Below are 26,374 nucleotides of genomic sequence, written 5' to 3'. Positions count from 1 at the left end.
CACCTTTCTAAGTTGAGTTGCAAGGATTTGCAGGAAGTGGGCATATAGCAAGGACGTGCTATCTTGTCCAGTGCGACGCCCCAAAATCACCCCGGAGATCTGTCATGACCACATCTTACGAGACCGCCAAGACACAGCTTTTGGACGCGGCCCTGGCGCATGTGCCGTTTGATGGCTGGTCGGACACGACCTTTCAGGCCGCGATTCGCGACACCGATGTCAGCCCGACGGTGGCTCGCGCCATCTGTCCGCGTGGTGCGGTCGATCTGGCGGTGGCGTTTCACAAACGTGGCGATGAGGCAATGGAGGCGCGCCTCAAGTCCGAAGACATGAGCGCGATGAAGTTCCGTGAGAAAGTGGCCGCAGCGGTGCGGTTCCGGCTCGAAACGGTCGAGGACAAGGAGGCGGTGCGCCGGGGTACGACGCTTTTTGCCTTGCCGATCTATGCCGCCGATGGCGCCAAGCTGATCTGGGGCACGGCAGATGCGATCTGGACGGCGCTGGGTGACACATCGGATGACATCAACTGGTACACCAAGCGGGCGACGCTGAGCGGTGTTTATTCCTCGACTGTGCTCTATTGGCTGGGGGATGACAGCCCGGATGCGATGGCGACCTGGGCCTTTCTCGACCGGCGCATCGATGACGTGATGCAGATCGAAAAGGTGAAAGCGCGGGTGCGCAACAGCCCGACGCTCAGCCGCCTGATGGCGGGTCCGAATTGGCTGATGGGTCAGATCAAGGCGCCAGCGCGGATGCCGAAGATGGATTTCCCGGGCAGTTGGACCGCACCGCGCGACTAGGGATCAGCCTGGCAGACTGGCCAGCGTTATGCCGTGCAGGATCACGACGCCGAGGTTGACGCGAACCACGGGGCTGACCCATCCCACCGCGATGACAGTGATCAGCTTGTAGATGATCTGCATGGGCAGCAGGCCCAGAGCGACACTGTTCACCACCTCGGCCCGGCCCAGAGCCATGAGGCCCAGGGCCGCGAGGCTGACCGTGCCGATCCCTATGTAAAGGCTCGCGAGAGTGCGTCGCGCGACCGTGTCGGCGCCAAAGGCGTCGGTCATCGGCGCGTGATCCCGCAGCATGGCGGCGGCGACAGGCAAGACGATCAGGCAGTTTGCAAGAAAAGACAGTGCGAGCATGCGGGGGCCTTTGGTTTGCCATTCCGCTGTGTCCTGTTACGCATGGGGCAACAGAAAGGATCAGGTCATGACCGAGATGATGCGCGCCGTTGGAATCACCAAACCCGGTGGCCCGGAGGTCTTGCAGGTGACGGACCGCCCCGTGCCGGAGCCCGGCCACGGGCAGGTGGTGATCAAGGTGGCCTGGGCCGGCGTAAACCGCCCCGATGCGTTGCAACGCGCGGGCCTCTATGCGCCGCCGCCGACGGCAAGCGATCTGCCGGGGCTGGAAGCTGCGGGTGAGATCGTGGCGCTTGGCGCAGGCGTTGCCGGTGTCTCGGTCGGCGATCAGGTCTGCGCCCTACTGCCGGGCGGCGGCTATGCGGAGTATGTGGCGACCCCCGCCGCGCATTGTCTGCCGGTGCCGGAGGGCATGGCGCTCAAGGAGGCCGCCTGTCTGCCAGAGACCTTCTTTACGGTCTGGTCCAACGTATTCACGCGTGGTGGGCTGCAGGGAGGCGAACGGTTTCTGGTGCATGGCGGCTCATCGGGGATCGGTACCACGGCTATTCAGCTTGCGAGCGCGTTTGGCGCGCGCGTCTTTGCCACCGCCGGGTCCGCCGAGAAATGTGCAGCCTGCGTCGAGCTCGGGGCAGAGATCGCGATCAACTACCGCGAGCAGGATTTCGTCGAGGTGGTGCGTGGCGAGGGTGGCGCTGACCTGATCCTCGATATGGTGGGTGGTGACTACATTCCTCGCAACCTCAAAACGCTTGCAGATGATGGGCGGCTGGTGCAGATCGCCTTTCTGCAGGGTCCCAAGGTCGAGGTGAACTTTGCGCAACTCATGATGCGCCGTCTGACCATGACCGGCAGCACGCTACGCCCGCAGAGCGACCTGGCCAAGGCGCGGATTGCGCAGGATCTGCACGAGGCGGTCTGGCCCCTGCTGGCAACCAAGCGTATCGCACCCGTAATGGATCAGGTCTTCCCGCTGGACGAGGCCGCGAAGGCGCACGCGCGTATGGAAAGCTCCGACCATATCGGCAAGATCGTCCTCTCTATCTCAGACAGGTAGGGCGGGCTTTAGGCCGCCCTTGGCTAGCGGATTGGTGTGAAGAGAGCGCTTGGGGAGGAACAGTCCAGCAAGACGTCCGGCCCGCAGGTCCGAAGCTCCAAGTCCCGGGTCAGACAAATCCGGGCTTCCTGGATATGCCCTTGCCGGCATGTGATGGTTATCCCCTTGGCGCTGAGATCCGGGTTCGCCTCGAGGAAGGCCTCCTCGACCACGGAGGCGGGCAGCCGCACCACCTTATCCAGCTGGCGAAACACTGGCGGTCGGGTAATCCGGCCGTAGGCGTCGCGAGAGAGCGTGTAGTAGTCAGCCGCCTCCAGCCCGCTGCAGGTGCCGTGCTTCTTCCATTGGTGCCAGGCCAGACCGGAGGTGCCCATGATATCCGACATCTCGGCGGTCATGGGCCGCGAGGGCGCCCGGGCCGAGGTGCGACAGTACTCCGGATAGCCGCGCTCATACTGCGGCCAGAGCCCATGTAGAATCCAGCCGTGATCGTGACGGGGCTCGCATTGCTCTGACCCCCGTGCGTCGCCCTCGAGCGCACACCAGTTCGGTGACCAGCTCAGACTGAGGACGTAATAGTCGAACTCGCCCGCGCGATGATCCTGCGCCGCAAGGGGCAGGGCGGTCAAAAGCCAGAAAAGCAGGCTGCGCATTGGGTCTTTCCTTATCCGGTCGATCCGCCTATATAAGCCACAAGTTCCCCCACAATGGAAACCGTTCCGACCCTCCGGGACAGCCGTTTCAGGCGACAGGACAGATGTGGGCGCAGACCGGTAGACAGGAGTAAGACAATGGCAAAACCGATCATGGCCAAGGCCACCGCCGTCTGGCTGGTGGACAACACAACGATCAGCTTCAAGCAGATCGCGGATTTCGTCGGCATGCACGAGCTGGAAGTGCAGGGCATTGCTGATGGCGACGTGGCTCAGGGCGTGAAGGGGTTTGATCCGATTTCCAACAACCAGTTGACGCAGGACGAGATCAACACCGCACAAGAGAACCCGCTGCACAAGCTGCAGCTGAAGTTCAATGCCGCGGCGCAGGGCGAAGAGAAGCGGCGCGGCCCACGCTATACGCCGCTCTCCAAGCGGCAGGACCGCCCCGCCTCGATCCTCTGGCTGGTGAAGTTTCACCCCGAGCTGAGCGATGGTCAGATCAGCAAGCTGGTGGGCACCACCAAACCGACGATCCAGGCGATCCGCGAGCGGACACATTGGAACATCGCCAACATCCAACCCATTGACCCGGTGGCCCTTGGCCTCTGCAAACAGTCTGAGCTGGATGCAGCTGTGCAAAAGGCCGCCGCGAAGAAAGCCGCCGATGCGCCGGTGATGAGCGATGACGAGCGCCGCAAGCTGGTGAGCACCGAGCAGAGCCTCGGCATGGACGCGGAGCCGAAGATCCCGACAGCCATCGAGGGTCTCGAGACCTTCACGCTAGCCGGTGACCCGGTGGAAGAGGCGGCAGAGGAAGAGAAAGAGGCCTTCGCGGACGCGGACAGCTTCTTCAACCTGCCGGACGGTCCCGTCGAAGAAGACGAAGACAGCGATCCACGCACCTGAGCCGACGCAGGCGACAAGCATTCCCCCTCCGGTGCTGATCCGCCGGAGGGTTTTTTGTGGCAGTCCACAGAGCGACGGCAGTCCAGTCACCATGCCCGTCGCGATATGACCGTTCTCAGCGCCCTGTTTTCGCCGCGTTTTGCACATGTTTTGCGCGCCATTGCCCGTCACGATGAGCCTGACCTGTTGTGAAGCTCGACTGAAAGGCGGTCTCATGGGCAATTTCTGGAACCCGTTTCGTCGCGAGGAGACACCGCAGGAGGGCGTCTTTATCGTGGCTCAACTCAATGCAAAGCTGGGCCCCATGGAACGCTTCGACCACTTCGAAGAGCCGCTGCAGGAAATCCTGCAAGAGCGTGGCATCGGCGAGGTTACAGGGGGTGGTACCATGCTGCTCGGCGATCACGCCGGTATCGACTATTGTGATCTGGAAATCCTGGTGCGCGAGGTTTCACCCGACGTCCTTCAGACCCTCAGGGTGGGCCTGGAAACGCTCGGCGCGCCCAAAGGATCATTGCTGAAGACGGATGGGCGAGACGACATGCCATTTGGGACCACAGAAGGCCTCGGCCTCTTTCTCAATGGAACGGATCTGCCCGATGAGGTCTACGCCACATCAGACGTGAACGAGGTCATCGACAGCTGTGATCGGCTGATGGAGGGCATTGGCGCGTTTCGCGGGCATTGGGATGGCCCGACAGAGACGGGATTGTTCTTCTATGGTCAGAGCTATGAGGCCATGAAATCGGTGATCATGGACTTCACGGACGCCTATCCGCTCTGTGCCCGCGCCCGGTTCGAGCAGGTTGCCTGAGATACACCCGTCAGATCGACTTGCGCGCCCGCATCGCGGCGGAGATCGTGCCGTCGTCGAGATAATCCAGCTCGCCGCCAATCGGCACACCCTGGGCGAGCGAGGTGAGTGTCACCTGCCCATCGAGCTGGTCCGCGATGTAATGCGCCGTGGTTTGTCCGTCGATGGTTGCGTTGAGCGCGAGGATCACTTCGGTGATGTTCTCGCTCGGCACCCGGTCAATCAGCCGGGGGATGCGCAATTCCTCCGGCCCGATGGCGTCCAGCGCCGAGAGCGTGCCGCCCAGCACGTGGTAGCGCCCCTTGAAAACGCCCGAGCGCTCCATCGCCCAGAGATCTGCCACGTCTTCGACCACGCAGAGCTCGCCATTCGCGCGTTTGTCTGAGGTGCAGATGTCGCACACATCCAGTGTGCCCACGTTGCCGCAGTTCAGACATTCGCGTGCTGTTGCGGCGACGGTCTGCATCACATCCGCAAGCGGCGTCAGCAACAGGCTGCGTTTGCGGATCAGGTGAAGCACAGCCCGCCGGGCCGACCGCGGCCCCAACCCCGGCAGTTTCGCCATCAACTCGATCAGCGCGTCGATATCCTTGGTGCTGCTCACTGCGGTGCCTCTTTGTGCCTCTGACCGCCCGGGTCAGAAGAATTTGCGCATCGTGTAGTCTATGAGGCTGGGCATGAAAGACAAGAAGGTCACGATGGCTGCGGCAGAGACCGAAATCTGCCCGCCGGGTGGCAATGTGCGGACCTTCAGCAGCAGGTCGCGCGCATTGACCAGATCTCCGAGACTGGGCAGCGTCTCGATGTCGATCTCCAGATCACCCCGCTGGGGCTGATTGCCGAGATGACGGACATGCGCGTCAATCAGACGTTCGATCTGGTCGAGCTCTTCAGCCTTTTTGGCCGCCAGCAGGTTCGAGAGCGGCAGCACCGGGACGGCATAGGTGGCCACCACCATTGCCAGCGCGCTCAACGAGAAAATCAGGATGATCGGGTCGATGGCATAATCCGAAAGCACAAGGCCGAGGATTGCGAGACAGGCGACCAGCGCCGTGGCCATCACGATCTGGCTGTTGATGCGCAACAGCGTGATCATTGGGGCGCGATTGAGGTTGAGAACGCGCAGATCAAGCGTCGCCATCTCGCGAAGCACCACCTGCCAGAAGCGTGCGATGCCGACAATCACCGTGCCCACGATCAGGTTGTTCACGAAGAGGAAGACGCACAGCCAGACGGTCAGGTCGGGCGTCTCGCGCCACGGATCGATCTGCCAAACCGAAAAGGCGATGAATGCCGCATAGGCGAGGGCTGGCAGGATCGTGGCCCTGTCGCCCAGCATATGGTTGACCGCCCCCTGTGGGTCGCGACTGGCCACCGGGAAATCCTTGAGCATCTCGGCGATGCGCGGGGCGATGTGGATGACAAAGCGGTAGATGAAGAGCGTGTTGGCCGTCACCAGAATGATGAGCGCTGCATCTTTCAGCGTGCCGATGCGTGACACCTCGATGGCGGCATACATGCCTGCCACGAGGGCCGAGGCAAAGACGGCCCATCCGCCGACCCGCACCCAATAGGTCGGGGCGTGAAAGCGGGTGAGGGAGGGGCCGTCCGTCATGTTCGGGTCAGAACGGCAGTTTCATGTCCGCAGGCAGCCCGAGCCCTTCGGTCAGTTTTGACATTTCTTCCTGCGCACGTTCGCTGGCCTTGGCCTGCGCGTCCTTGATCGCTGCGAGGATCAGGTCTTCGACCACTTCCTTGTCGTCACCGTTGAAGATCGACGGATCGATGTCCAGCGTCTTGAGTTCACCCTTGGCTGTGCAGGTCGCCTTGACCAGCCCCGCGCCCGAGGAGCCCTCGACCATGATGCTGTGCATGTCTTCCTGGAGCTGGGCCATCTTGCCCTGCATCTCCTGCGCCTTCTTCATCATCCCGGCCATATCGCCGAGCCCGCCTAGTCCTTTGAACATGTCCTGTATCCTTGTTGTCTCTCGAATGAACCGTAATTGATCTGAGGTTAGCCCGTCCTGAGCCGTGCGACCACCTTCAGCTCGACAATCACTCCCGCGGTGGCAAAACCTGCGACCTCGATCGCGGTCCAGGCGGGGTAGGGCGGGCGCACGCGGTCGGCGCAGAGCTGTCTGAACAGCGCCAGGTGGTCAGCAAGGCCCACGTGGTAGCTCGTCATGTCAACCACGTCGCTGAAATCGAGGCCCGCTTCGGCCAGAACCATCTCGACCGCCTCGAACGCTGTCTCGATCTGGGTCTGCGGGTCCGGCGAAGGCGGGCCATCAAGCGGGCAGCCGTTGAAGCCGGTCAGAAAGACATGATCGCCGGAGATGAGCCCAGGCGACATCCGCCAGTCTTGCTCGAGCGCAGCCATGTCGTCCGGGATGAGCGCGCTTCGCTCAGTCATCCTCGAAGGGGTCCCATTCGTCTTCCACCTCGGGCAGCGCCTCCTGAACGACCTCCGCCGCGATTGTCTCGGGCGTGCGAATGTCCTTGATCTTTGCCTTTGGGAACGCGGCAACCACCGCTTGCATCAGAGGGTGGGCCTGCGCGGCCTCCTGCAGGGCATAGAGCTCAGCGTTGCGCACCTCGTCGATGGTCTTGCCGCCGCCATCATTGACGATAGTCACCGCCCAGCGGTTCCCGGTCAACATCTGCAACCGGTGCCCCAAACGCTGGGCCAGATCACGTGGCGCACGCTCGGTGGGTTGGAACTCGATGCGCCCGGGTTGGTAGGACACCAATCGCAGGTCCGTCTCCACATCGGCGAGCAGCTTGCCATCTCGGTTGGCGCGGATCAGCTCAACCACATGGTCGAAGGTCGGAAAACGGGCCAGCGCTGCGTCTAGATCCACAGCCTGCGCGGTGACCGCCCCGGCGCCGCGGTTTGCAGATGTCGAGGCCGAGGCGACAGCCGAGGCCCCCCCGCCCGCGGCACGCGCGCCTGTGCTTTGCACAGGCTGTCCCCCGTTGCCGCTTGGTCCAGACACTGGTGGGGGTGTGGCCCCCTGCAACTTGCGAACGAGGTCTTCCGGGCTCGGCAGATCTGCGACATGGGTGAGCCGAATGATGGCCATCTCCGCCGCCATCATCGCATTCGGCGCGCTTGCCACTTCGTCGAGCGCTTTCAGCAGCATCTGCCAGAGCCGCGTGAGCACACGCATGGGCAGCGCATCGGCCATGGCGACACCGCGGCTCCGTTCGTCCGGCGAGACCGTCGGGTCCTGGGCCGCCTCGGGCGTGATCTTTACGACCGACACCCAATGGGTGATCTCGGCCAGATCGCGCAGCACGGCCATCGGGTCGGCGCCTTCGGCGTACTGCGCCGAGAGCTCGGTCAGCGCTGCCGCGGCATCGCCCTTCAGGATCATGTCAAAGAGGTCGAGAGCCCGCCCGCGATCCGCCAGACCCAGCATGGCACGGACTTGCAAAGCCGTGGTCTCGCCAGCGCCGTGGCTGATCGCCTGATCCAGCAGCGAGGTCGCATCCCGGGCCGACCCCTCCGCCGCGCGCGCAATCAGTGCCAGCGCGTCGTCGGCGATCTCGGCACCTTCTGCGGCCGCAATCTTGCGCATGAGCGCAATCATCACCTCCGGTTCGATCCGTCGCAGGTCGAACCGTTGGCAGCGCGACAGCACTGTCACCGGCACCTTGCGAATCTCAGTGGTCGCAAAGATGAATTTCACATGCGCGGGCGGCTCTTCCAGCGTCTTCAACAGCGCATTGAACGCGCCGGTCGACAGCATGTGCACTTCGTCGATGATGTAGACCTTGTAGCGGGCCGAGGCCGCGCGATAGTGCACCGAGTCAATGATTTCGCGGATGTTGGCGACGCCGGTGTTCGAGGCTGCATCCATCTCGATCACGTCCACGTGGCGGCCTTCCATGATCGCGGTGCAATGCTCGCAGGTCCCACAAGGCTCGGTCGTCGGGTCGCCTGCGCCATCAGGCCCGATACAGTTCATCCCCTTGGCGATGATTCGGGCCGTGGTGGTTTTGCCGGTGCCGCGGATACCCGTCATGATGAAGGCTTGTGCGATGCGATCTGCATCAAAGGCGTTCTTCAGCGTCCGCACCATCGCGTCTTGCCCGACCAGATCCGCGAAGGTTTCGGGGCGATACTTTCGAGCCAGAACCTGATAGTCGGAGGGGGTGTCTTGCATGATCTGCCTTCTGCGCCGGGTGCAGGCAAACTAGTAGCTCCGCATGGCGGCGTCCAGCAGCCGAGGCACCTGGTCTTTCGAAATCAGTTGGATTTGTCCGCTGGCATCCGGAACAGCTCGGGCAGAGAGCGGAGCACATCTGACGACCGGCGTGCGCGTGCCAATTGCCAGCCGCCCTGAATCAGCAGAAACACATGTTCCGCACGCCGCTGTGCCTGGGGTTCATCCAGACCGAATCGCACCGCGTGGTCATGCACCTCCGAAATCCACCCGGAGTAACAGCGTTCCGCATGTTTCAGGAAGTCGGCATTGCCCGGGCCTTCGAAGAGCGTGGAGCCGATGGGACAGCCGTCTTGCTGTCCGGTGAGATCGAAGAGCTTGGCCAGTTTGAAACAGAGTGTCGTGGCCCCAACGTCGAAGGTTTCTGCGTCAGCAAAGCTTGCCGCGATCACCCGCAACATCTCGTCTGACGCCCAGGTTGCGGCTGCGATCGCGAGGTCTGCTTTTCCGTTCGGGAAGTGGTGATAGAGTGAGCCCTTGGGCGCCGCAGCCTCGCTCAAAAGGTCATTGAGCCCGACGCCATGATAGCCATGGCTGCGAAACAGCATGGCTGCAGCGCGGATCAGCCGATCCTTGGTGGGCAGGGCAATGGTGGTCATGCAGGTATCTTGACAGGACTAGACCAAATGGTCCAGTGATAGGGATAGACCAATTGGTCTAGTGATCTCGAAGTCAGGAGCAAGGCATGTTGAAGGTTGTCGAAACACCCTCCGTGCGGCGACGTCTGATCAAGACTGCAGATGGTGCCGAGCTTGGGGGCACGCTGTTCCGCCCTGCGTTTCAACCCCGCGCGGCATTGGTCTTGAATGGGGCCACGGGCGTGCCGCAGGGCTATTATCACGCCTTCGCACTGTGGGCGGCTGCGGAGCATGCCATCGCCGTTCTCACCTACGACTACCGCGGCACGGGTCGGTCGCTGATTGGCCCCATGCGCGACAGCCGCGCGACGATGTCGGATTGGGGCCTGCGCGACAATGCAGCTGCGCGGCGCCACCTGCGGCGTGCCGTGCCCGATGTGCCGCTTTGGGTGATGGGCCATTCGCTGGGCGCGATGATGCTGCCCATGCAGGATGACCTCAACGGTATTGATCGCGTGATCGGCGTTGCGAGCGGCCTCGTGCACTATGCGGATCACCCCTGGCCCTATCGTGCGTTTGCGCTGCAGTTCTGGTTTGGCGTCCCGCGCCTGGCTGCAGCTCTGTTGGGGTATGTGCCCGGGCGTCGTTTGGGGCTGGGCGCTGATATGCCCGCAACCGCCTATGCAGAGTGGCGCCGCTGGTGCACCACGCCGGGTGTATTTGAAGGCGCTGTGCGGGACACGCTGCCCGAGCCCAACTGGTCCAGATCCGGTGCGCCGGTTCGGTTAATCTCCTTTACCGATGATGAGGTTTGCCCCGAAATCTGCACGCAACGGCTTGCGCGCCTTTACGGCAGCGCTGCGCAAATCGATGTAGTTGATCCTGGTGCATTGGGACTGGGTCGTGTGGGGCACATCGGCGCATTCGCGCGCCGCAACGAAGAGCTTTGGACAAGGCTGTTGCTTGGTCAAGAGCCACTCACAGACCGTATCGCCTTGGCCTGAAGCGAGGATCGGAAAGGAAAAGTGAGAGGCTGGACAACGACCCAAGCGGGGCTCGTTACGGCTGCTTCCTTCCGGACCTGACCGGGTTGGCGAGGCGCTCGCCCGCGCCAACCTCTCGATCTCCGATATAGTCAAGCTGCTCTGCGGGCGCAAGAGCGCCTGCTAGAGGTGCAGACGCAGTCGCGCAAAGCCGTCGTTGGTGAAGCCACAGGGCTCCGGGCGCATGGGCGCGAGGTCTGACAGATGGTTCAGCGCATCAGGGGCCGTGTGAAGAATGGCGCTGATCCCAGGCGCGGGCGCAAACCGCCAAGGTGGCTCTAGCTGCGTCCGCCCGGAGGGTGAGGTTGAGAGATAGTCAATCAGAGCGCGGTCAAGCGGTGCGTCTTCCCGAACAACAATGTCGTCTTCTTCGAACGGCCGGAACGTGCCGCCGCCGCCCGCGCGATGGTCGGTCACCGCCACCAGAAACTCCTGATCGGGTTGTACCGGCTTTCCCTGCCACATGATATCCGAGACGCGACCGTCCGCGCCCGCGATGGGCCGCCCAGCGGCATCGAAGCGGGAGGGGCGTTTGAGATCGATCTGATAGGTCAGGCCGTAGAGCGCGTCGTAGCGAAAGCCGGGCACCTGCGGGTCGATAAGCATCTGATCCGATGTATCGGCACGCAAGACATTGAAGATGAGCGCCGAGCGTTCCAGCCAGCCAGCGAGGCGCGCGCCCGTCGCTTTGACTGCCCAGACCTGATTGGCGTAGGGGATGAGGCCCGCGATATGGCGCCGCTCCAACTCTCCCTCGGGCAGCGAAATGAAGTTGTCCGGCCCATCAAAGCCGCCGGTTGCGGGTGTCGCCGCTGCAGAGATCAGTGGCAGCTGTGCCAGTTCAGTGCCCGCCACTGCCGTGGCGATCGCATGACGTTTGGCCGCCCCCATCAACGCTGTGACGGCGCTTGGGCGCGCGAGGGCGAAGTAGCTGTGCATCGGCGCGTCAATGCGGGCAATAGGCCTAGCCAGGTCCTTGCGGGTGGCAAGATGCGCGTCGGTCGCGCAGGTCGCGATCACCGGATCCTCGCGGACATCGTCCGTGAGCGGGCGCAGGGCGACGGTGCGGGTCGCGATGGTCCATGATGCATCTGGCCCGGTCCGGTGCAGCGTCAGGTCGATGACACCGAGATCGGACGCGCCGCTGCCGGGCATCACGGCGGGCGTTCCCGCAATCAGCCCGGTCTTCCAGTCTGTGCCTGCTGCGGTCTGATGATCCGGACCGGGGAAGCGCAGGTGGGTGTGCCCGCCGATCACCGCATCCACCCCAGGCAGAGCACAGACCTCGGCCACCTGGTTTTGCGGGTCATCGCCTTCGTCGAACCGTGCGATCCCCATATGCGCCAGCGCGATCACGAGGTCCGCGCCGTCCGATCTCAGGGCGTCAACGGTTCGCTTCATGGCGTCGAGTGGAGGATCGATCCGTGCGGAGGCGTCCAGATGGCGGCGGTTCCAGGTGGCCGTCTGATGTGGCAACGCCGAGACGATCCCGACGCGCAGGGGGGCAGCGGTGGCCGGCGCGCCGGGCAAACTACGGTCCAGCACAACCGACCGTTTCAAGCGCGGAAGGGCGCTGGACATCATGTTCGAGCAGACGACCGGCGCGTCGAACTCCGCCATACATTGCGCCAGATGCGCGATGCCATGATCGAAGTCGTGGTTGCCCAGGCCCGCTGCGTCATATCGCAGCGCATTCATTGCAGCGATCATCGGGTGCGGCGTCACACGGTTGTGGGCGAGGAATGATCCCAATGGGTTGCCCTGCAAGGTGTCCCCATTGTCCAAGAGCAGACAGAGCGCGCCCTCTGCCTCCGCCTCCGCTCGTGCCGCGTTGATCAGCGTTGCCAGCCGCGCGAGGCTGTCTCCGCCGGTTTGACGGTCCTTGACGTAGTCATAGGCGATCAACTGCATATGCAGATCGCTTGTGGCCAAGATCCTCAACCGTGCCTCGGTGACCGTCGTCTCCGAGGGGGTGGCTGCGGTCGTCTTGGCGGACTCCATGATGGACGGGCTCAACTTTCGCACGAATTCATATCCATCAGATCGCGCTGGGGTTGGCAAGCCTTGGCAAGATGTGAAACCGGCTTGGCACTTGAAACAGCTCGGAGCGCGTGCCAGTCGTGTCAAAAATGCGGGGACAGACGATGAGACATGCGGAAACGGTGACCTTTGGCGGGTCGTCGCTGGACCGAGCCGGGGAGATACGCCTCGACAGCGGTGCGATTGCAGCCGCAGCTGAGCATCCTGACACGCGCGCCGTGCTTTTCTGGCGGGGCAAGCCGCTGATCGAGGTCGAACGTCCCGCAGCGCTGGCCCGCATGCCGATGGATCATCCCGTTCTGTCATCGGCTTCTGATGAACGGATACTCCTTGGCCGTGAAGACGGAGCCTATCGGTTTGGCTTTGATCTGTCGGGCTGGGCACCGGACGATCTGGATGAGGCTGCGCTCGGCGGTTTCCTTGACCCGAGCGAACAGCGGCATCCGGATTTGCCCGACACGATGGCATTTCTCGAACTGCGGCGTGTCATGACCTGGCTCACGCCTCGGGATGCCGAACTGGCCGCGACCGGAAAGGCGATCTTCGGATGGCACGAAACGCATCGGTTCTGTTCCAAATGCGGTGCCGCATCGGACATGAGTCAGGCCGGCTGGCAGCGTCGCTGCCCCGCCTGTGCTGGCACCCATTTCCCGCGCACCGATCCGGTTGTTATCATGCTGATCACGCGTGGGAACTCCGTGCTTATGGGCCGCTCGCCGGGGTGGCCTGAGGGGATGTATTCGCTGCTCGCAGGATTCGTGGAGCCGGGCGAGACGCTGGAGGCCGCCGTGCGCCGCGAAGTCTTCGAGGAAACCGGGGTGCAGGTCGGACCGGTGCGCTATCTGTCCAGCCAGCCATGGCCATTCCCCGCCTCGCTGATGTTCGGGTGCGCCGGAGAGGCGACCAGCGAAGCCATCACGATTGATCCGGTCGAGATCGAGGATGCGCTTTGGGTGAGTCGCGAGGCGATGATGACCGTCTTTGCCGGGGCGCACCCGGTCATCAAACCCGCGCGTCAGGGCGCGATTGCGCATTTTTTGCTGGAAAACTGGCTGGCTGACCGGTTGGATTGACCAAGGCGCTCGCCCACAGGCAATGACAGGCATCTTATGAAGTTTTCCACACAAGAGGTCATGGAGACGCCGGTTGCAGAGGCCTTTGCCCTTCTGACCGACTTCGATCAGCTTGAGCGGGCTGCTATGCGCCGGGGGGCCGATGTGCGGCGTGTGGATGAACTGACGCAACTGGGTGTTGGGCTGGCCTGGGAGGCGATCTTTGACGTGCGGGGCCGGGAGCGAACGGCCTCACTCAAAGTGGTGGAGTACCAGCCGCCGCAGCATGTGGTTGTCGCCTTCACATCGCAAGGGCTGCAGGGTGAAACCCGTTTGGAGTTGATCCCGCTGTCGCAGACCCGGACGCGGGTGATGGTCAGCCTCGACATGCGCCCCGCAACACTGCCTGCGCGTCTTCTGATCCAGTCGTTGAAACTTGCCAAGCCGCGTTTGACGCAGCGCTATAAGGAACGCGTTGCGCACCATGTCGAAGAGATGGAGCGGCGTCACAAGAGCGCCGTTTGATCATCGCAAGGCTGGTTGGCGAGGTGTGCGCGGTTCCTCGCGACCAGGTCGCCCGCCGCTCTGCCTCATCCCGTTTCCGGGTTAGTGCCGCCCCGGATCGGCCGGATAGACACCGAGGATTTCCACCATATTGGTGAAGTAATCCAACTCCTCAAGCGCGCGCCGGACGCCCGGGTCCTCCGGATGGCCTTCGATATCGGCGTAGAACTGCGTTGCGGTGAATGAGCCACCGACCATGTAGCTTTCCAGCTTGGTCATGTTGATCCCGTTGGTCGCAAAGCCCCCCATGGCTTTGTAGAGCGCGGCGGGGATGTTGCGCACCTCGAAGACAAAGCTCGTGATCATGCCATGGGCGCCGCGTCGGGAGTGATCGGCCTCGGGGGACATCAACAGGAAGCGGGTGGTGTTGTTGCCCTCGTCCTCGATGTGGCGTGCCAGAAGATCGAGCCCGTAGATCTCGCCGGCCAATTCGCTGGCGAGCGCCGCCATCCCGGGTGTGCCCGTAGCCGCGACCTCTTTCGCCGAGCCCGCGGTATCCGCACCGGTGACACGCTTGATCCCATGCTTCGACAGGAACGCCTTGCACTGGCCCAGCAAGACGGTATGGCTCATCGCCGATGTCACGTCTTCGATCCGTGTGCCCGGGACGGCCAGCAGGTTGATATGCACCCGTACGAAGGCTTCCTCGATGATATGCAGCCCCGACTTGGGCAACAGCGAATGAATGTCCGCGACCCGCCCGTAGGTGGAATTCTCCACCGGCAGCATCGCCAGTTCCGCCTTGCCGCTGCGCACCGCGTCGATCGCATCTTCGAAGGTGGCGCAAGGGACGGGGGTCATGTCTGGGCGGGCAACGCGGCAGGCCTCGTGGCTATAGGCTCCCAATTCGCCCTGGAATGCGATGCGGGCGGAGGATGCGGTACTCATTAAGCGTTCCTTGGCTCTTTTCTTCTATGCGGGGTCGATTGGTCGCGGTAACTACACCTTGCCACCGCGAAGGTGAAGCAATAGATAGCGCGCAAACCCATAGCAATGGATCGATGAGAATGCTCGACACTATGACCTTTACAAAAGCAGCCGGGGCCGTCTGTGGTGCGCTGCTCGTGTTCCTGCTCGGTAAATGGGCCGCTGAAGAGCTGTACCATGTGGATAGCCATGGCGAGGCTGCTTACGTGATCGAAGTGGAAGGCGGCGAAGAGGTGGCAGAGGTTGAAGAGGTCGATTTCGCAACCGTTCTGGCATCTGCCGATCCCGAGGCCGGGGCTCGCGTGTTCCGCAAATGCTCTGCCTGCCACAAGCTGGCCGATGGCGAGAATGGCACAGGCCCGCATCTCTATGGCGTCGTGGGTCGCGAAAAGGGCGCCGTGGGCGGGTTCAACTATTCCGACACGCTGGCCTCGATGGATGGGGCCTGGACCGCGGAAAACCTGGACGGCTTCCTTGAGCGTCCGTCTTCTTATGCGCCGGGCACGTCCATGAGCTTTGCGGGCCTGAAGAAGGTGGAAGAGCGCGCCGATCTGATCGCGTATCTCGACAGCCTGGACAACTGATCTTAACCACAAATTAACTAAAAGAGCCGCTTGTTAAGAAACAGGCGGCTTTTTTCGTGGATGTGCCTCTGACCTTGCAGATCACATTTTCGCAACTTGTAACTTGGCGTTCTGTCCCGTTAGCTTACATGGTTAACGACGAAGACGCCGAGATACACGGCGCATGACCGGAGGATATGCAAGATGATCGCCCCCCAGGCCCGAGCAGCCGCACGCCCCCTCAAAACAGGTTTTGGTATGGCCGGTCTGAGCGCGCTGATCCTTGCATTCGCTGTCGTCTGGGCAGTGACCGCGCAGGCCGAAGAAGAGACCATCGTCAGCCATGGATACTCCTTTTACGGCGATCTGACTTATCCGGAAGACTACGAGCACTTCAGCTATGTGAACCCCGATGCGCCCAAGGGGGGAGAGCTGTCGATCTCTTTCGTGGGCGCGCTCGATTCCATGAATCCTTATGCCCGCCAGGGCCGGGCGCATGCGTTTTCGGTTTTCATGTACGAGAGCCTTTTGGGTGAGGGCGCTGCAGGCACGGCGGCCCCGGCCGATGTCTATGGCGAGTACTACGGGCTTCTGGCCGAGCGCCTGGAGTACCCGCCCAGCAAGGATTGGGTAATCTTCTACATGCGGCCAGAGGCGCGCTTCTCCGATGGCACGCCGGTCACCGCGCATGACATCGCCTTCAGCCACAACCTCTTGCTGGACCAAGGCTTCAAGTCCTACGCAGACAGCGTGCGCCGCGCGATCCCGAAGGTCGAGGTGATCGACGACCACACCATAAAGTTCTACTTCGCCGAAGGTATCTCGCGTCGCAGCCTGATAGAGCAGGTTGGCACTGTGCCCGCCTGGTCGCAGAAATGGTACGAAGAGACCGGCGCACGCCTCGATGAAAGCCGTCTTGAGGCGCCAACTGGGTCCGGTCCCTATGTGGTCGAAAGCGTCGATATCTCGCGTCGGATCGTGTTGAAGCGCAACCCGGACTACTGGGGCAAGGACCTGCCGTTCAACCGCGGGCGGCACAACTTTGACCGTCTGCGGCTGGAAATCTTCGGCGATGACACCGCGGCCTTCGAGGCCTTCAAGGCGGGCGAGTACACCTTCCGCGCCGAGGCCGACTCCAAGCGGTGGTCAACCGGATATGACTTCCCCAAAGCGCGGGCGGGTCAGGTCGTCAAGAAAGAATTGCCCAATGGCAATCCACCGGTTCCAACGGGCATCATCTTCAACCTGGCGAGCCCCGTTCTGGAAGACAAACGTGTCCGCGAAGCGGTGGCGCTGGCTTACAACTTCGAGTGGACCAACGAGAGCCTGCAGTATGGCCTCTACAATCAGCGTGCGTCTTTCACGCAAGGCTCGCCTCTGATGGCGGAGGGGACGCCGACGGGCGCGGAGTTGGCATTGCTCACATCCCTGGGTGATCTGGTGCCACCGGAGATGCTGAACGAACAAGTGCGGATTCCACACACCTCGAACCCTGCGCGGCTCTTTGACCGCCGCCAAGCCCGGGTCGCCATGGGTCTGCTCGATGAGGCGGGCTGGACCGTGGGGGACGACGGTGTCCGTCGCAACGCCAATGGCGAGTCGTTGACCCTGAATTTTCTATTCAACTCCGCGGCTGGCGCCACGCTGACCGCGGTGATGGAGAATTTCGTGTCGAATGCCCAAAAGCTCGGCATCGATGTGACCTTCGAGAAGGTCGACCCCTCGCAGTTCACGGCGCGCGAGCGTGATCGGGACTATGATCTGCTCTATGACAGCTACGCCAGTTTTCTGGGCGCCGGTACAGGTCTCACACAGCGTTTTGGGTCGGAGGATGCCGCATTCTCGCTCTTCAATCCTGCCGGCTTGGCCAGCCCGCTGGTCGATGCGTTGATCGAGGCATCTCTTGATGCCGAAACCCGTGAAGAAGAGACCGCCGCGCTGATGGCGCTTGATCGCGCGCTGAGGCATGAGTTCATCATGATCCCGCTGTGGTACAACCCGTCCCATTGGGTGGCCTATTATGATCAGTATGAACACCCCGACATCCCGCCTTACAATCTAGGGTACTTCGATTTCTGGTGGTACAATCAGGACAAGGCCGATGCATTGCGTGAAGCAGGGGCGCTGAGGTAACCGCTCCATGGGCGCCTATATTGTCCGAAGACTTCTGCTGATCATCCCGACGCTGCTGGGTATTATGCTGATCAACTTTGCTCTGGTGCAATTCGTACCTGGGGGCCCGGTAGAACAGGCCATCGCCCGCGCGCAGGGCGGCGGCGATGTCTTCGGTGGTTTTGCGGGGACTAACAACGACACCAGCGCGGATGAACTCAACACCGCATCTGACAGCAGATACGTCGGCGCGCGTGGCCTGCCGCCTGAGTTCATCGCCGAGCTTGAGCGGGAATTTGGGTTCGACAAGCCGCCTGTTGAACGGTTTCTGAACATGATCTGGAACTACATGCGGTTTGATTTCGGCGAAAGCTATTTCCGCTCGATTTCCGTGATCGACCTGATCAAGGAAAAGTTGCCCGTCTCGATCACCCTTGGCCTGTGGTCAACCTTGATCGCCTATCTCGTGTCGATCCCGCTCGGCATCCGCAAAGCGGTGAAGGATGGCACCAGTTTCGACACCTGGACCTCTGGCGCGATCATCGCCGCCTATGCGATCCCCGGGTTTCTCTTTGCGATCCTTTTACTGGTGCTCTTCGCGGGTGGATCCTATTGGCAGATCTTTCCTCTGCGCGGTCTGACCTCGGACAACTTCGATCAACTTAGCCCCTTGGGTAAGGTGGCGGATTACTTCTGGCACATCACGCTGCCGGTGCTGGCCTCGACGATCTCGGCCTTCGCCACGCTGACGCTGCTGACGAAGAACAGCTTCCTTGATGAGATCAAGAAGCAATATGTGATCACCGCGCGCGCGAAGGGCTTGGCCGAGGGGCGCGTGCTCTATGGCCACGTGTTCCGCAATGCGATGCTGATCGTGATCGCGGGCTTCCCGGCCGTGTTCATCGGCGTCTTTTTCGGCGGCTCGCTGATCATCGAAACGATCTTCAGCCTCGATGGGCTCGGGCGCCTCGGGTTCGAGGCAGCCGTGGCACGCGACTATCCGGTCGTCTTCGGCACGCTCTTCATCTTCGGCCTCATTGGTCTGTTGGTCGGAATCCTGTCGGACCTGATGTATGTGCTCGTCGATCCCCGGATCGACTTTGAGCGGCGGGAAGGCTGATGGCGATGTCCCCGCTGAACCAGCGCCGCTGGCGCAATTTCAAACGCAACAAGCGGGCCTATTGGTCACTTTGGATTTTTGCGGTGCTCTTTGGAGTTTCGCTGATGGCGGAATTCGTCGCCTACGACAAACCCATCCTTGTGCAGTACCGCGGCAGTTTCTACACGCCGATCTGGAACTTCTATCCCGAAACGGAGTTCGGCGGGGACTTCCAGACCGAGGCGGTCTACCGCGACCCGGAGGTGCAATGCCTGATCGAGACAGGCGGCTTGGACTTCTGTTTCGATGACCCCGAGGGCTACATCGAAGACGCGCAGGACGGCGTGATCGAGGGCGAGCAGATTGAAAAAGGGTGGACGATCTGGCCGCTGATCCCCTATTCCTTCGACACGGCTGTGGACCGTCCCGGTGCAGCGCCCCTCCCGCCGAATGGCGAGAACCTGCTCGGCACCGACGGCACCAAGCGCGATGTGTTGGCGCGCGTGATCCACGGCTTCCGACTGTCAATTCTCTTCACGCTGATCGTGACCGGTGCTGCAAGCCTGATCGGCATCATCGCGGGTGCGGTGCAGGGGTTCTTTGGCGGCAAGACGGATCTGATCTTCCAGCGCATCATCGAGATCTGGTCCTCGACCCCGTCGCTCTACGTGATCATCATCATGTTCGCCATCCTGGGTCGAAGCTTCTGGCTGTTGGTGATCCTGCTGGTGCTCTTCAGTTGGACCTCGCTTGTGGGGGTCGTGCGTGCTGAATTCCTGCGCGCGCGTAACCTCGAATACGTGCGCGCCGCCCGCGCGCTTGGGGTGAGCAATATGACCATCATGTTCCGCCACATGCTGCCAAACGCGATGGTGGCGACGTTGACGATGCTGCCGTTCATCGTGACCGGCACTATCTCGACGCTGGCGATCCTCGATTTCCTGGGCTTCGGCCTGCCGTCCTCTGCGCCATCGCTGGGTGAACTCACGCTTCAGGCCAAGCAGAACCTGCAGGCCCCATGGCTGGCCTTCACCGCCTTCTTCACCTTCGCCATCATGCTGTCGCTGCTTGTCTTCATCTTCGAAGGTATCCGCGACGCTTTCGACCCCAGAAAGACCTTTTCATGAGCGCTCTTCTCGAGGTGAAAGACCTGCGTGTGGCTTTCCGGCAGGACGGCGCGCTCACCGAAGCGGTTAAAGGGGTGAGCTTTTCGGTTGAGCGGGGTGAGACTGTTGCGCTGGTCGGCGAATCCGGGTCCGGCAAATCTGTGTCCGCGCTCTCGACAGTGTCTCTGCTGGGCGAGAGCGCCGAGGTGTCCGGCTCTGTCACCTATGAGGGCCAGCAGATGATCGGTGCCGATGGGGCGCAGTTGCGCAAGGTGCGCGGCAACGACATCAGTTTCATTTTCCAAGAGCCGATGACCTCGCTCAACCCGCTGCATACGATCGAGAAGCAGTTGGCCGAAAGTATCGCGCTGCATCAGGGGCTGGCGGGCGCTGCTGCCCGCGCGCGCATTCTGGAACTGTTGAACCAGGTCGGCATCCCCGATCCCGAAACCCGGCTCACGAGCTACCCGCACCAGCTCTCTGGCGGGCAACGGCAGCGGGTGATGATCGCGATGGCTTTGGCCAATGAGCCAGATGTGCTGATCGCGGATGAGCCGACCACCGCGCTGGACGTGACGATCCAGGCGCAGATCCTCGATCTCCTGAAGGAGCTCAAGGACCGTCTCGGCATGGGGTTGTTGTTCATCACCCACGACCTTGGGATCGTGCGCCGCATCGCCGACAGGGTCTGCGTGATGCAGCAGGGCCAGATCGTCGAGACCGGACCCGCGCGCGAGATCTTCGACGCACCGCAGGACCCCTACACGATCAAGCTGCTCGGGGCCGAGCCATCTGGTGCGCCTGCGCCGGTGCCGATGGATGCAGACACCGTGGCGCAGACCGAACACATGAAGGTCTGGTTCCCGATCCAGGCTGGGCTGCTGCGCCGCACCGTCGGGCACGTGAAGGCGGTCAACGACGCCAGCATCTCTGTCCGCGCGGGCGAGACCATCGGCATCGTCGGCGAAAGCGGCTCCGGCAAGACCACCCTGGCACTGGCCATGATGCGGCTGATCGCCTCGGAGGGACAGATCGTCTTCAGGGGCCAGGATGTGCGCAAGTGGTCGACGCGCGAGTTGCGCAGCCTGCGCAAGGATATGCAGATTGTCTTTCAGGACCCCTACGGCTCCCTCTCACCGCGTATGACCTGCGCGCAGATCATTTCCGAGGGGCTGGGTATTCACAAGGTAGACGCCGACCGCGACCCCCGCGATCTTGTGCGCGAAGTCATGGTGGAGGTGGGGCTCGATCCGGCGACGATGGACCGCTATCCACATGAGTTTTCGGGCGGTCAACGCCAACGGATCGCCATTGCCCGCGCCATGGTCCTGCGCCCGCGCCTTCTTGTGCTGGACGAACCCACCTCCGCACTGGACATGACGGTTCAGGTGCAGATCGTTGACTTGCTGCGTGATCTGCAAGCCAAGTACGGGCTCGCTTACATCTTCATCAGCCATGACCTGAAGGTCGTGCGCGCGATGTCGCACAAAGTGATGGTGATGAAGCGTGGTGATGTGGTGGAGATGGGCGAGGTTGACGCGATTTTCGACGCGCCGCAACATGACTACACCCGCACACTCCTGCAAGCCGCCGTCTGAACTCGGGCGAAAACAGGTCTGACCAGCAGGTGGGGTGGGCCTTGGGCCACCCTTCGCTCAGATGGCCGAAGCGTGCCCGGCCCCCGACATGTCATAGGCGTCAAAGAACCGCGCGATGATCCGCGTGAGCGGGCGTCCTTCGGGGCGGATGCGCAGGCCTGTCTCGGCCAGATGTACCATCTCGCCGAACTGGTCTGATGCCGATTGCAGCAATTCTGCGACCCGGCGCACGGCCCCGGGGAAGCGTTGGGCGATGTCATCGAAGCGCACCTCGAAGTCGCACATCAGCGCTTCGATGATCCGCGCGCGTAGAAGGTCTTCACCCCCGAACGCGTGTCCGCGGGCGGCGGCAAAGCGTCCGGACTGGATCGCTTTGGCATAGTCCGACGTGGCCGATGCGTTCTGCGTGTAGCCCTGCGGGAAGCGCGAGATGGCCGAGGCGCCCAACCCCACCAGCGTCTGGGCCGGGTCATCCGTGTAGCCCTGGAAGTTGCGCCGCAGATGTCCCGCGCGCGCGGCGATGGCGAGGCTGTCATGCGGAGCAGCGAAATGATCGATACCAATCTGAGCATAGCCATCCCAATCAAAGAGCCGGGCGGCCGTCTCAAAGAGGCTCAGCCGACGCTCTGGTGCGGGTAAGGCATCGCTCGGGATCATCGATTGCCGCCGCGCCATCCAAGGCACATGCGCATACCCATAGAGCGCCACGCGGTCGGGGTTGAGGGTCAGCAGCTTCTGCACCGAGGCCGCGATCTTGGTCTCATCCTGATGCGGCAGGCCAAAGAGGATGTCGGCATTCAGCGAGCTGATCTCGGCCGCGCGCAGCATCTCGGCGGCGTCGCGCGTGATCTCAAAACCCTGGATGCGACCGATTGTGTTCTGCACCTCAGGGTCGAAATCCTGCACCCCAATCGACGCCCGTGTCATGCCGGCCTTGGCCAGCGCGTCAACGCGCGCCGAATCGATCTCGTTCGGATCGACCTCAACCGAAAATTCAGCACCGGGCGCGAGCGGAGTTATGCTTGCAACAGCACTCGAAAGTTCACTGATCATCGCTGGAGAGAGCAGTGTCGGCGTGCCGCCACCCCAGTGCATCCGGCTGAGTGTCACGCCTTCGGGCAACAGCTGGCCGAGCATCTCGATCTCTTGGATCAGCGTCTCGAGATACCCCGCAACCGGCGACAAGGTCTGTGTTCCTTGGGTTCGGCACGCACAGAACCAGCAAAGCCGCCTGCAGAAGGGGACGTGGAGATAGAGGGATATCTGGCTGCCCGGTGCAATCGCGCGCACCCAGCTTTCCATCTGGCCACCGCCGATCTCGACCTTGAACTGGGGCGCGGTCGGGTAGCTCGTATACCGAGGGACCATCGCGTCAAAAAGCCCCAGCTTGGCTAATTTGGATGTCATGTGCATACTACCCGCATAAAGTGCGTTGTGTCACCGTTCCTTGACACAGATCAAAAGTGGAGCTCCAAAATGCAGCAGGTGGTTGCCCCTGCCTTCAAGACTTGTTCGGACTGCCCGATCCGTCATCGGGCCGTCTGTGCGAAATGTGACAGCGAAGAACTCGAACTGCTGGAAGACATCAAGTACTATCGAAGTTTCAGCGCCGGACAGACGGTGATGTGGGCCGGGGACCACATGGATTTCGTGGCCTCCGTGGTCTCGGGGGTCGCGACACTGACCCAGACAATGGAAGATGGTCGCACGCAGATGGTCGGCCTGTTGCTGCCCTCTGATTTCGTTGGGCGTCCCGGGCGCGCCGAGGCGGCTTACACGGTGACAGCAACCTCGGATCTGGTGATGTGCTGTTTCCGGCGCAAACCCTTCGAACAGATGATCAATACGACCCCGCATATCGCGCATCGCCTGCTCGAGATGACACTCGACGAACTAGACGCGGCCCGCGAATGGATGCTGGTTTTAGGAAGAAAAACAGCACGCGAGAAGATCGCCAGCCTGTTGTCGATCATCGCGCGCCGCGATGCACTGCTGGGTCTGGGGGCTCCCGGCAAGGAGCTGAAGTTCGAGCTTCCGCTCACCCGCGAGGCGATGGCCGACTATCTTGGTCTGACGCTCGAAACGGTCAGCCGCCAAATCTCCGCGTTGAAGCGCGACGGTGTGATCGTGCTCAGCGGCAAGCGGCTGGTGACGATTCCCGATATGGATCGGCTGATGACCGAAGCGGGTGACGACAGCGATGGCGGCTATCTCGTCTGACCGGCGTCAGTGCGCCATGAACACCGGCACCTTCGCGTGCTCGAGCATTTCGCGGGTCGCTCCACCAAGGATCGCCTCGCGAAAACGCGAATGCCCATAGGCGCCCATCACCAGCATCTGTGCATCCATTTCGGTCACGTGACGCTGGAGGCGCTCGCTGACGCGGGCGCCGTTGCGCGACATCACCTGTATATCACAGTTGACACCATGGCGGGACAGCATCACCGCGAGGGCACCACCCGGGTCTGACCGATCCGCGGCATGTTCCGGCGGGTCGATGATGGCGATATGCACCTCCTTCGCGGCGGTCAGGAAGGGCATTGCCGCATGGATCGCACGCAGCGCTTCGGTGCTTTCGTTCCAGCCGATGACAATGCGCGACGGCGTCGCGACCGGGTCCATGTCCGGCATAACCACCGTGGGGCAGGCGGCATCAAAAAGCATCGCTTCCAGGATCAGCGTCTCCTCCGGGCTGCTGTCCTTGCGGTAGGGCAGAGGGACAAAACTGAGGTCTGCAAAGCGCGCGGCCAGCGCCAGGGGACGCCCGGCGTCGGCGAGCGTGGCGACCGCATCCACAGCTGTCCAGCGGAGGTTGGAGGTCTTCAGCCAGGCATCGACCTGAACCCGCGTTTCGTCGGCCTTTCGATGCGCCTCCTCCAGCGCGGTTTGGACAAGGATCGCGTTGGCCCCGACCTCGTAGTAGTTGCTGCGTGAGCGGTCCATCCCCAGACACATCACATCCAGGTGCGCATCCAGTGCTTCGGCCATGGCAGCGGCCTGGGCCAGCGCGGCCTGGCTCGGCTCGAAAGCGGTCATCGCGGTGAAGAGGGTTTTGAAGGTCATGGCGCGGGTCCTTTGCAGTGATCTTGTCTGCAAGCCTAGCCTTCGCGTCATGCGCGAACCTTGATCCGCGTCAGGCAAAAACGCCCGGATGCTTGATGCAGATCAAAGCGCGCTCACGCGCGAAACGGCACACCCGGAGCATTGAGACGTTCCCACGCCCAGCGTGGGGCTAACCGGAAGGGAACCCGGAACAATGAATACCGGAACATCAAACTACGTGAAGCTGGTGGTCCTGGCGCTCGCCACGCTGTTTGCGATGATCGCGGCCAGCTATGCCCGCGATCTGGCCTACCAGGTGCATATGGTGATCTTCATGATAGTGGCGGCGGGGTTGTTTCTGACAACGCTGCGCGCGACGGACGAACCTGTTAAACCCATCCCCACCAACGAGTATTTCGACAGCGTCGTGCGCGCGGGCGTGATCGCCACCGCGTTCTGGGGCGTGGTCGGTTTTCTCGTGGGGGTCGTGATCGCCTTTCAGCTGGCATTTCCGCAGCTGAACTTCGCCTGGGCGGACGGCTATGCCAACTTCGGACGCCTGCGCCCGCTGCACACGTCGGCGGTGATCTTTGCATTTGGCGGCAACGCGCTGATCGCGTCGTCATTCTACATTGTGCAGCGCACCTCCGCAGCGCGGCTTTGGGGCGGCAACCTGGGTTGGTTCGTGTTCTGGGGTTATCAGCTCTTCATCGTGCTGGCGGCCACCGGATACCTTCTGGGTGGCACGCAGTCGAAGGAATACGCTGAACCCGAGTGGTATGTGGATATCTGGCTGACCATCGTCTGGGTCGCCTTCCTCGCCTGTTTCTTGGGCACCATCATTCGCCGGAAAGAGCCGCATATCTACGTGGCGAACTGGTTCCTTCTGTCCTTCATCGTGACCGTCGCGATGCTGCACATCGTGAACAACATCTCGATCCCTGTTTCGATCTGGGGCAGCAAATCGGTGCAGGTCTTCTCCGGCGTGCAGGATGCGATGGTGCAGTGGTGGTATGGCCACAACGCCGTGGGCTTCTTCCTGACAGCTGGGTTCCTGGGCATGATGTACTACTTCGTGCCGAAGCAGGCCGAACGCCCGGTGTTCTCCTATAAGCTCTCGATCATCCACTTCTGGGCGCTGATCTTCCTCTACATCTGGGCCGGTCCGCACCACCTGCACTACACCGCACTCCCCGACTGGGCGTCCACGCTTGGCATGGTCTTCTCGATCATCCTGTGGATGCCCAGCTGGGGTGGGATGATCAACGGTCTGATGACGCTGCAAGGCGCCTGGGACAAGCTGCGCACCGACCCGGTGCTGCGGATGATGGTCACCAGCCTCGCGTTCTACGGCATGTCGACCTTCGAGGGTCCGATGATGTCGATCCGCTCGGTCAACTCGCTGTCGCACTACACCGACTGGACCATTGGCCACGTGCACTCCGGTGCCTTGGGCTGGAACGGGTTGATCACCTTTGGCGCGCTCTACTACCTGGTGCCCGTCCTCTGGAAGCGCGAGCGGCTCTACAGCCTCAGCCTTGTGAGCTGGCACTTCTGGCTCGCCACCATCGGCATCGTGCTCTACGCGGCGTCCATGTGGGTGACCGGGATCATGGAGGGTCTGATGTGGCGCGAAGTGGATGCCAATGGTTTCCTCGTGAACAGCTTTGCCGACACCGTGAGTGCCAAGTTCCCCATGTATGTGGTGCGCGGTCTGGGCGGCGTGCTGTTCCTGACCGGGTCGATCATCATGTGCTACAACCTGTGGATGACTGTCCGTGCGGCGCCTGCCAAGGCGACCCTCGGCACAGCTGTCCCCGCGGAATAAGGAGGG

Annotated in this window: 26 protein-coding genes and 1 other RNA gene; 14 read left to right on the top strand and 13 right to left on the bottom strand. The window is 62.1% G+C overall.

Annotation, left to right across the window (positions count from 1 at the left end; genetic code table 11):
- The first annotated feature begins 104 nt into the window (after positions 1-104).
- Positions 105-803, top strand: a complete 699-nt coding sequence (locus tag ACVC7O_RS18120; protein WP_458323521.1) for a COQ9 family protein — start codon at positions 105-107, stop codon at positions 801-803.
- A gap of 3 nt (positions 804-806) precedes the next feature.
- Here the strand turns inward: ACVC7O_RS18120 and ACVC7O_RS18115 are convergent, their stop codons facing one another.
- Positions 807-1,154 carry a hypothetical protein gene (locus ACVC7O_RS18115; protein ID WP_458323520.1) on the bottom strand — a complete coding sequence of 116 codons (348 nt, stop codon included), beginning with the start codon at positions 1,152-1,154 and terminating at the stop codon, positions 807-809.
- A gap of 67 nt (positions 1,155-1,221) precedes the next feature.
- Between ACVC7O_RS18115 and ACVC7O_RS18110 the strand changes: the two genes are divergently transcribed.
- Positions 1,222-2,211, top strand: coding sequence for an NAD(P)H-quinone oxidoreductase (locus ACVC7O_RS18110; RefSeq protein ID WP_458323519.1), 990 nt, complete (start codon positions 1,222-1,224; stop codon positions 2,209-2,211).
- 23 nt (positions 2,212-2,234) lie between these two features.
- Here ACVC7O_RS18110 and ACVC7O_RS18105 read toward each other — a convergent pair whose 3' ends face one another.
- Positions 2,235-2,864, bottom strand: a complete 630-nt coding sequence (locus ACVC7O_RS18105) for a ribonuclease T2 family protein (protein WP_458323518.1) — start codon at positions 2,862-2,864, stop codon at positions 2,235-2,237.
- Between the two features lie 138 nt (positions 2,865-3,002).
- Here ACVC7O_RS18105 and ACVC7O_RS18100 point away from each other — a divergent pair, with 138 nt between their 5' ends.
- Together ACVC7O_RS18100 and ACVC7O_RS18095 are read left to right on the top strand one after the other, a co-directional pair.
- Positions 3,003-3,773 carry a DUF1013 domain-containing protein gene (locus tag ACVC7O_RS18100; RefSeq protein ID WP_458323517.1) on the top strand — a complete coding sequence of 257 codons (771 nt, stop codon included), beginning with the start codon at positions 3,003-3,005 and terminating at the stop codon, positions 3,771-3,773.
- A 214-nt stretch (positions 3,774-3,987) separates the two neighbouring features.
- Positions 3,988-4,587, top strand: a complete 600-nt coding sequence (locus ACVC7O_RS18095) for a hypothetical protein (protein WP_458323516.1) — start codon at positions 3,988-3,990, stop codon at positions 4,585-4,587.
- A gap of 10 nt (positions 4,588-4,597) precedes the next feature.
- Here ACVC7O_RS18095 and recR read toward each other — a convergent pair whose 3' ends face one another.
- From recR to ACVC7O_RS18065, 6 genes are all read right to left on the bottom strand, one after another.
- Positions 4,598-5,191, bottom strand: a complete 594-nt coding sequence (gene recR / locus ACVC7O_RS18090) for a recombination mediator RecR (protein WP_458323515.1) — start codon at positions 5,189-5,191, stop codon at positions 4,598-4,600.
- Positions 5,192-5,224: 33 nt separating this feature from the next.
- Positions 5,225-6,202 (bottom strand): hypothetical protein, encoded by a 978-nt coding sequence (locus tag ACVC7O_RS18085; protein ID WP_458323514.1) that lies wholly within the window; start codon positions 6,200-6,202, stop codon positions 5,225-5,227.
- Between the two features lie 7 nt (positions 6,203-6,209).
- A complete protein-coding gene (locus ACVC7O_RS18080) occupies positions 6,210-6,554 on the bottom strand; it encodes a YbaB/EbfC family nucleoid-associated protein (RefSeq protein WP_458323513.1) in 345 nt (114 codons plus the stop codon).
- Between the two features lie 47 nt (positions 6,555-6,601).
- Positions 6,602-7,000 carry a RidA family protein gene (locus ACVC7O_RS18075; protein WP_458323512.1) on the bottom strand — a complete coding sequence of 133 codons (399 nt, stop codon included), beginning with the start codon at positions 6,998-7,000 and terminating at the stop codon, positions 6,602-6,604.
- Positions 6,993-8,756 (bottom strand): DNA polymerase III subunit gamma/tau, encoded by a 1,764-nt coding sequence (locus ACVC7O_RS18070; RefSeq protein ID WP_458323511.1) that lies wholly within the window; start codon positions 8,754-8,756, stop codon positions 6,993-6,995. The genes ACVC7O_RS18075 and ACVC7O_RS18070 overlap by 8 nt, the downstream gene beginning before the upstream one ends.
- A gap of 83 nt (positions 8,757-8,839) precedes the next feature.
- Positions 8,840-9,415, bottom strand: coding sequence for a TetR/AcrR family transcriptional regulator (locus tag ACVC7O_RS18065; RefSeq protein WP_458323510.1), 576 nt, complete (start codon positions 9,413-9,415; stop codon positions 8,840-8,842).
- Between the two features lie 86 nt (positions 9,416-9,501).
- On the opposite strand from ACVC7O_RS18065, the gene ACVC7O_RS18060 reads away from it, so the two are divergent.
- Positions 9,502-10,398, top strand: coding sequence for an alpha/beta hydrolase family protein (locus tag ACVC7O_RS18060; RefSeq protein WP_458323509.1), 897 nt, complete (start codon positions 9,502-9,504; stop codon positions 10,396-10,398).
- A 20-nt stretch (positions 10,399-10,418) separates the two neighbouring features.
- On the opposite strand, the gene ffs is transcribed toward ACVC7O_RS18060, so the two are convergent.
- Positions 10,419-10,515: signal recognition particle sRNA small type (ffs, locus tag ACVC7O_RS18055), an RNA gene on the bottom strand.
- Positions 10,516-10,560: 45 nt separating this feature from the next.
- On the bottom strand, positions 10,561-12,462 hold the full coding sequence (locus ACVC7O_RS18050) for a 5'-nucleotidase C-terminal domain-containing protein (RefSeq protein WP_458323508.1): 1,902 nt from the start codon (positions 12,460-12,462) through the stop codon (positions 10,561-10,563).
- Between the two features lie 119 nt (positions 12,463-12,581).
- Between ACVC7O_RS18050 and nudC the strand changes: the two genes are divergently transcribed.
- Positions 12,582-13,550, top strand: a complete 969-nt coding sequence (nudC, locus tag ACVC7O_RS18045) for an NAD(+) diphosphatase (RefSeq protein ID WP_458323507.1) — start codon at positions 12,582-12,584, stop codon at positions 13,548-13,550.
- A 36-nt stretch (positions 13,551-13,586) separates the two neighbouring features.
- A complete protein-coding gene (locus tag ACVC7O_RS18040) occupies positions 13,587-14,054 on the top strand; it encodes an SRPBCC family protein (RefSeq protein WP_458323506.1) in 468 nt (155 codons plus the stop codon).
- Positions 14,055-14,135: 81 nt separating this feature from the next.
- Here the strand turns inward: ACVC7O_RS18040 and ACVC7O_RS18035 are convergent, their stop codons facing one another.
- Complete coding sequence (locus tag ACVC7O_RS18035) at positions 14,136-14,981, bottom strand: prephenate dehydratase (protein ID WP_458323505.1); 846 nt, start codon at positions 14,979-14,981, stop codon at positions 14,136-14,138.
- Positions 14,982-15,100: 119 nt separating this feature from the next.
- Between ACVC7O_RS18035 and ACVC7O_RS18030 the strand changes: the two genes are divergently transcribed.
- The 5 genes from ACVC7O_RS18030 (at position 15,101) to ACVC7O_RS18010 (ending at position 21,498) form a co-directional block, all read left to right on the top strand.
- A complete protein-coding gene (locus ACVC7O_RS18030; RefSeq protein WP_458323504.1) occupies positions 15,101-15,604 on the top strand; it encodes a c-type cytochrome in 504 nt (167 codons plus the stop codon).
- Between the two features lie 183 nt (positions 15,605-15,787).
- The gene (locus ACVC7O_RS18025) at positions 15,788-17,716 is read left to right on the top strand and encodes an extracellular solute-binding protein (RefSeq protein WP_458323503.1); all 1,929 of its coding nucleotides are present in this window, start codon (positions 15,788-15,790) and stop codon (positions 17,714-17,716) included.
- Between the two features lie 7 nt (positions 17,717-17,723).
- A complete protein-coding gene (locus tag ACVC7O_RS18020; protein ID WP_458323502.1) occupies positions 17,724-18,815 on the top strand; it encodes a microcin C ABC transporter permease YejB in 1,092 nt (363 codons plus the stop codon).
- Positions 18,815-19,921, top strand: a complete 1,107-nt coding sequence (locus ACVC7O_RS18015) for an ABC transporter permease (protein WP_458323501.1) — start codon at positions 18,815-18,817, stop codon at positions 19,919-19,921. The genes ACVC7O_RS18020 and ACVC7O_RS18015 overlap by 1 nt, the downstream gene beginning before the upstream one ends.
- Positions 19,918-21,498: an ABC transporter ATP-binding protein gene (locus tag ACVC7O_RS18010; protein ID WP_458323500.1), complete on the top strand. Its 1,581-nt coding sequence runs from the start codon at positions 19,918-19,920 to the stop codon at positions 21,496-21,498. Before ACVC7O_RS18015 ends, ACVC7O_RS18010 begins: the two co-directional genes overlap by 4 nt.
- A gap of 57 nt (positions 21,499-21,555) precedes the next feature.
- Here the strand turns inward: ACVC7O_RS18010 and hemN are convergent, their stop codons facing one another.
- Positions 21,556-22,911, bottom strand: coding sequence for an oxygen-independent coproporphyrinogen III oxidase (hemN, locus tag ACVC7O_RS18005; RefSeq protein WP_458323499.1), 1,356 nt, complete (start codon positions 22,909-22,911; stop codon positions 21,556-21,558).
- A gap of 63 nt (positions 22,912-22,974) precedes the next feature.
- On the opposite strand from hemN, the gene fnrL reads away from it, so the two are divergent.
- Positions 22,975-23,718, top strand: a complete 744-nt coding sequence (gene fnrL, locus ACVC7O_RS18000; protein ID WP_458323498.1) for a transcriptional regulator FnrL — start codon at positions 22,975-22,977, stop codon at positions 23,716-23,718.
- A 6-nt stretch (positions 23,719-23,724) separates the two neighbouring features.
- Here the strand turns inward: fnrL and ACVC7O_RS17995 are convergent, their stop codons facing one another.
- Positions 23,725-24,561, bottom strand: coding sequence for a universal stress protein (locus ACVC7O_RS17995; RefSeq protein WP_458323497.1), 837 nt, complete (start codon positions 24,559-24,561; stop codon positions 23,725-23,727).
- 193 nt (positions 24,562-24,754) lie between these two features.
- Between ACVC7O_RS17995 and ccoN the strand changes: the two genes are divergently transcribed.
- Positions 24,755-26,368, top strand: coding sequence for a cytochrome-c oxidase, cbb3-type subunit I (gene ccoN, locus ACVC7O_RS17990; protein WP_458323496.1), 1,614 nt, complete (start codon positions 24,755-24,757; stop codon positions 26,366-26,368).
- Positions 26,369-26,374: the final 6 nt, after the last annotated feature.

The sequence above is a fragment of the Roseobacter cerffii genome, from assembly GCF_054226325.1.
The sequence above is the reverse complement of the archived record's forward strand: the minus strand, read 5'-3'. Positions and strand labels throughout refer to the sequence as shown.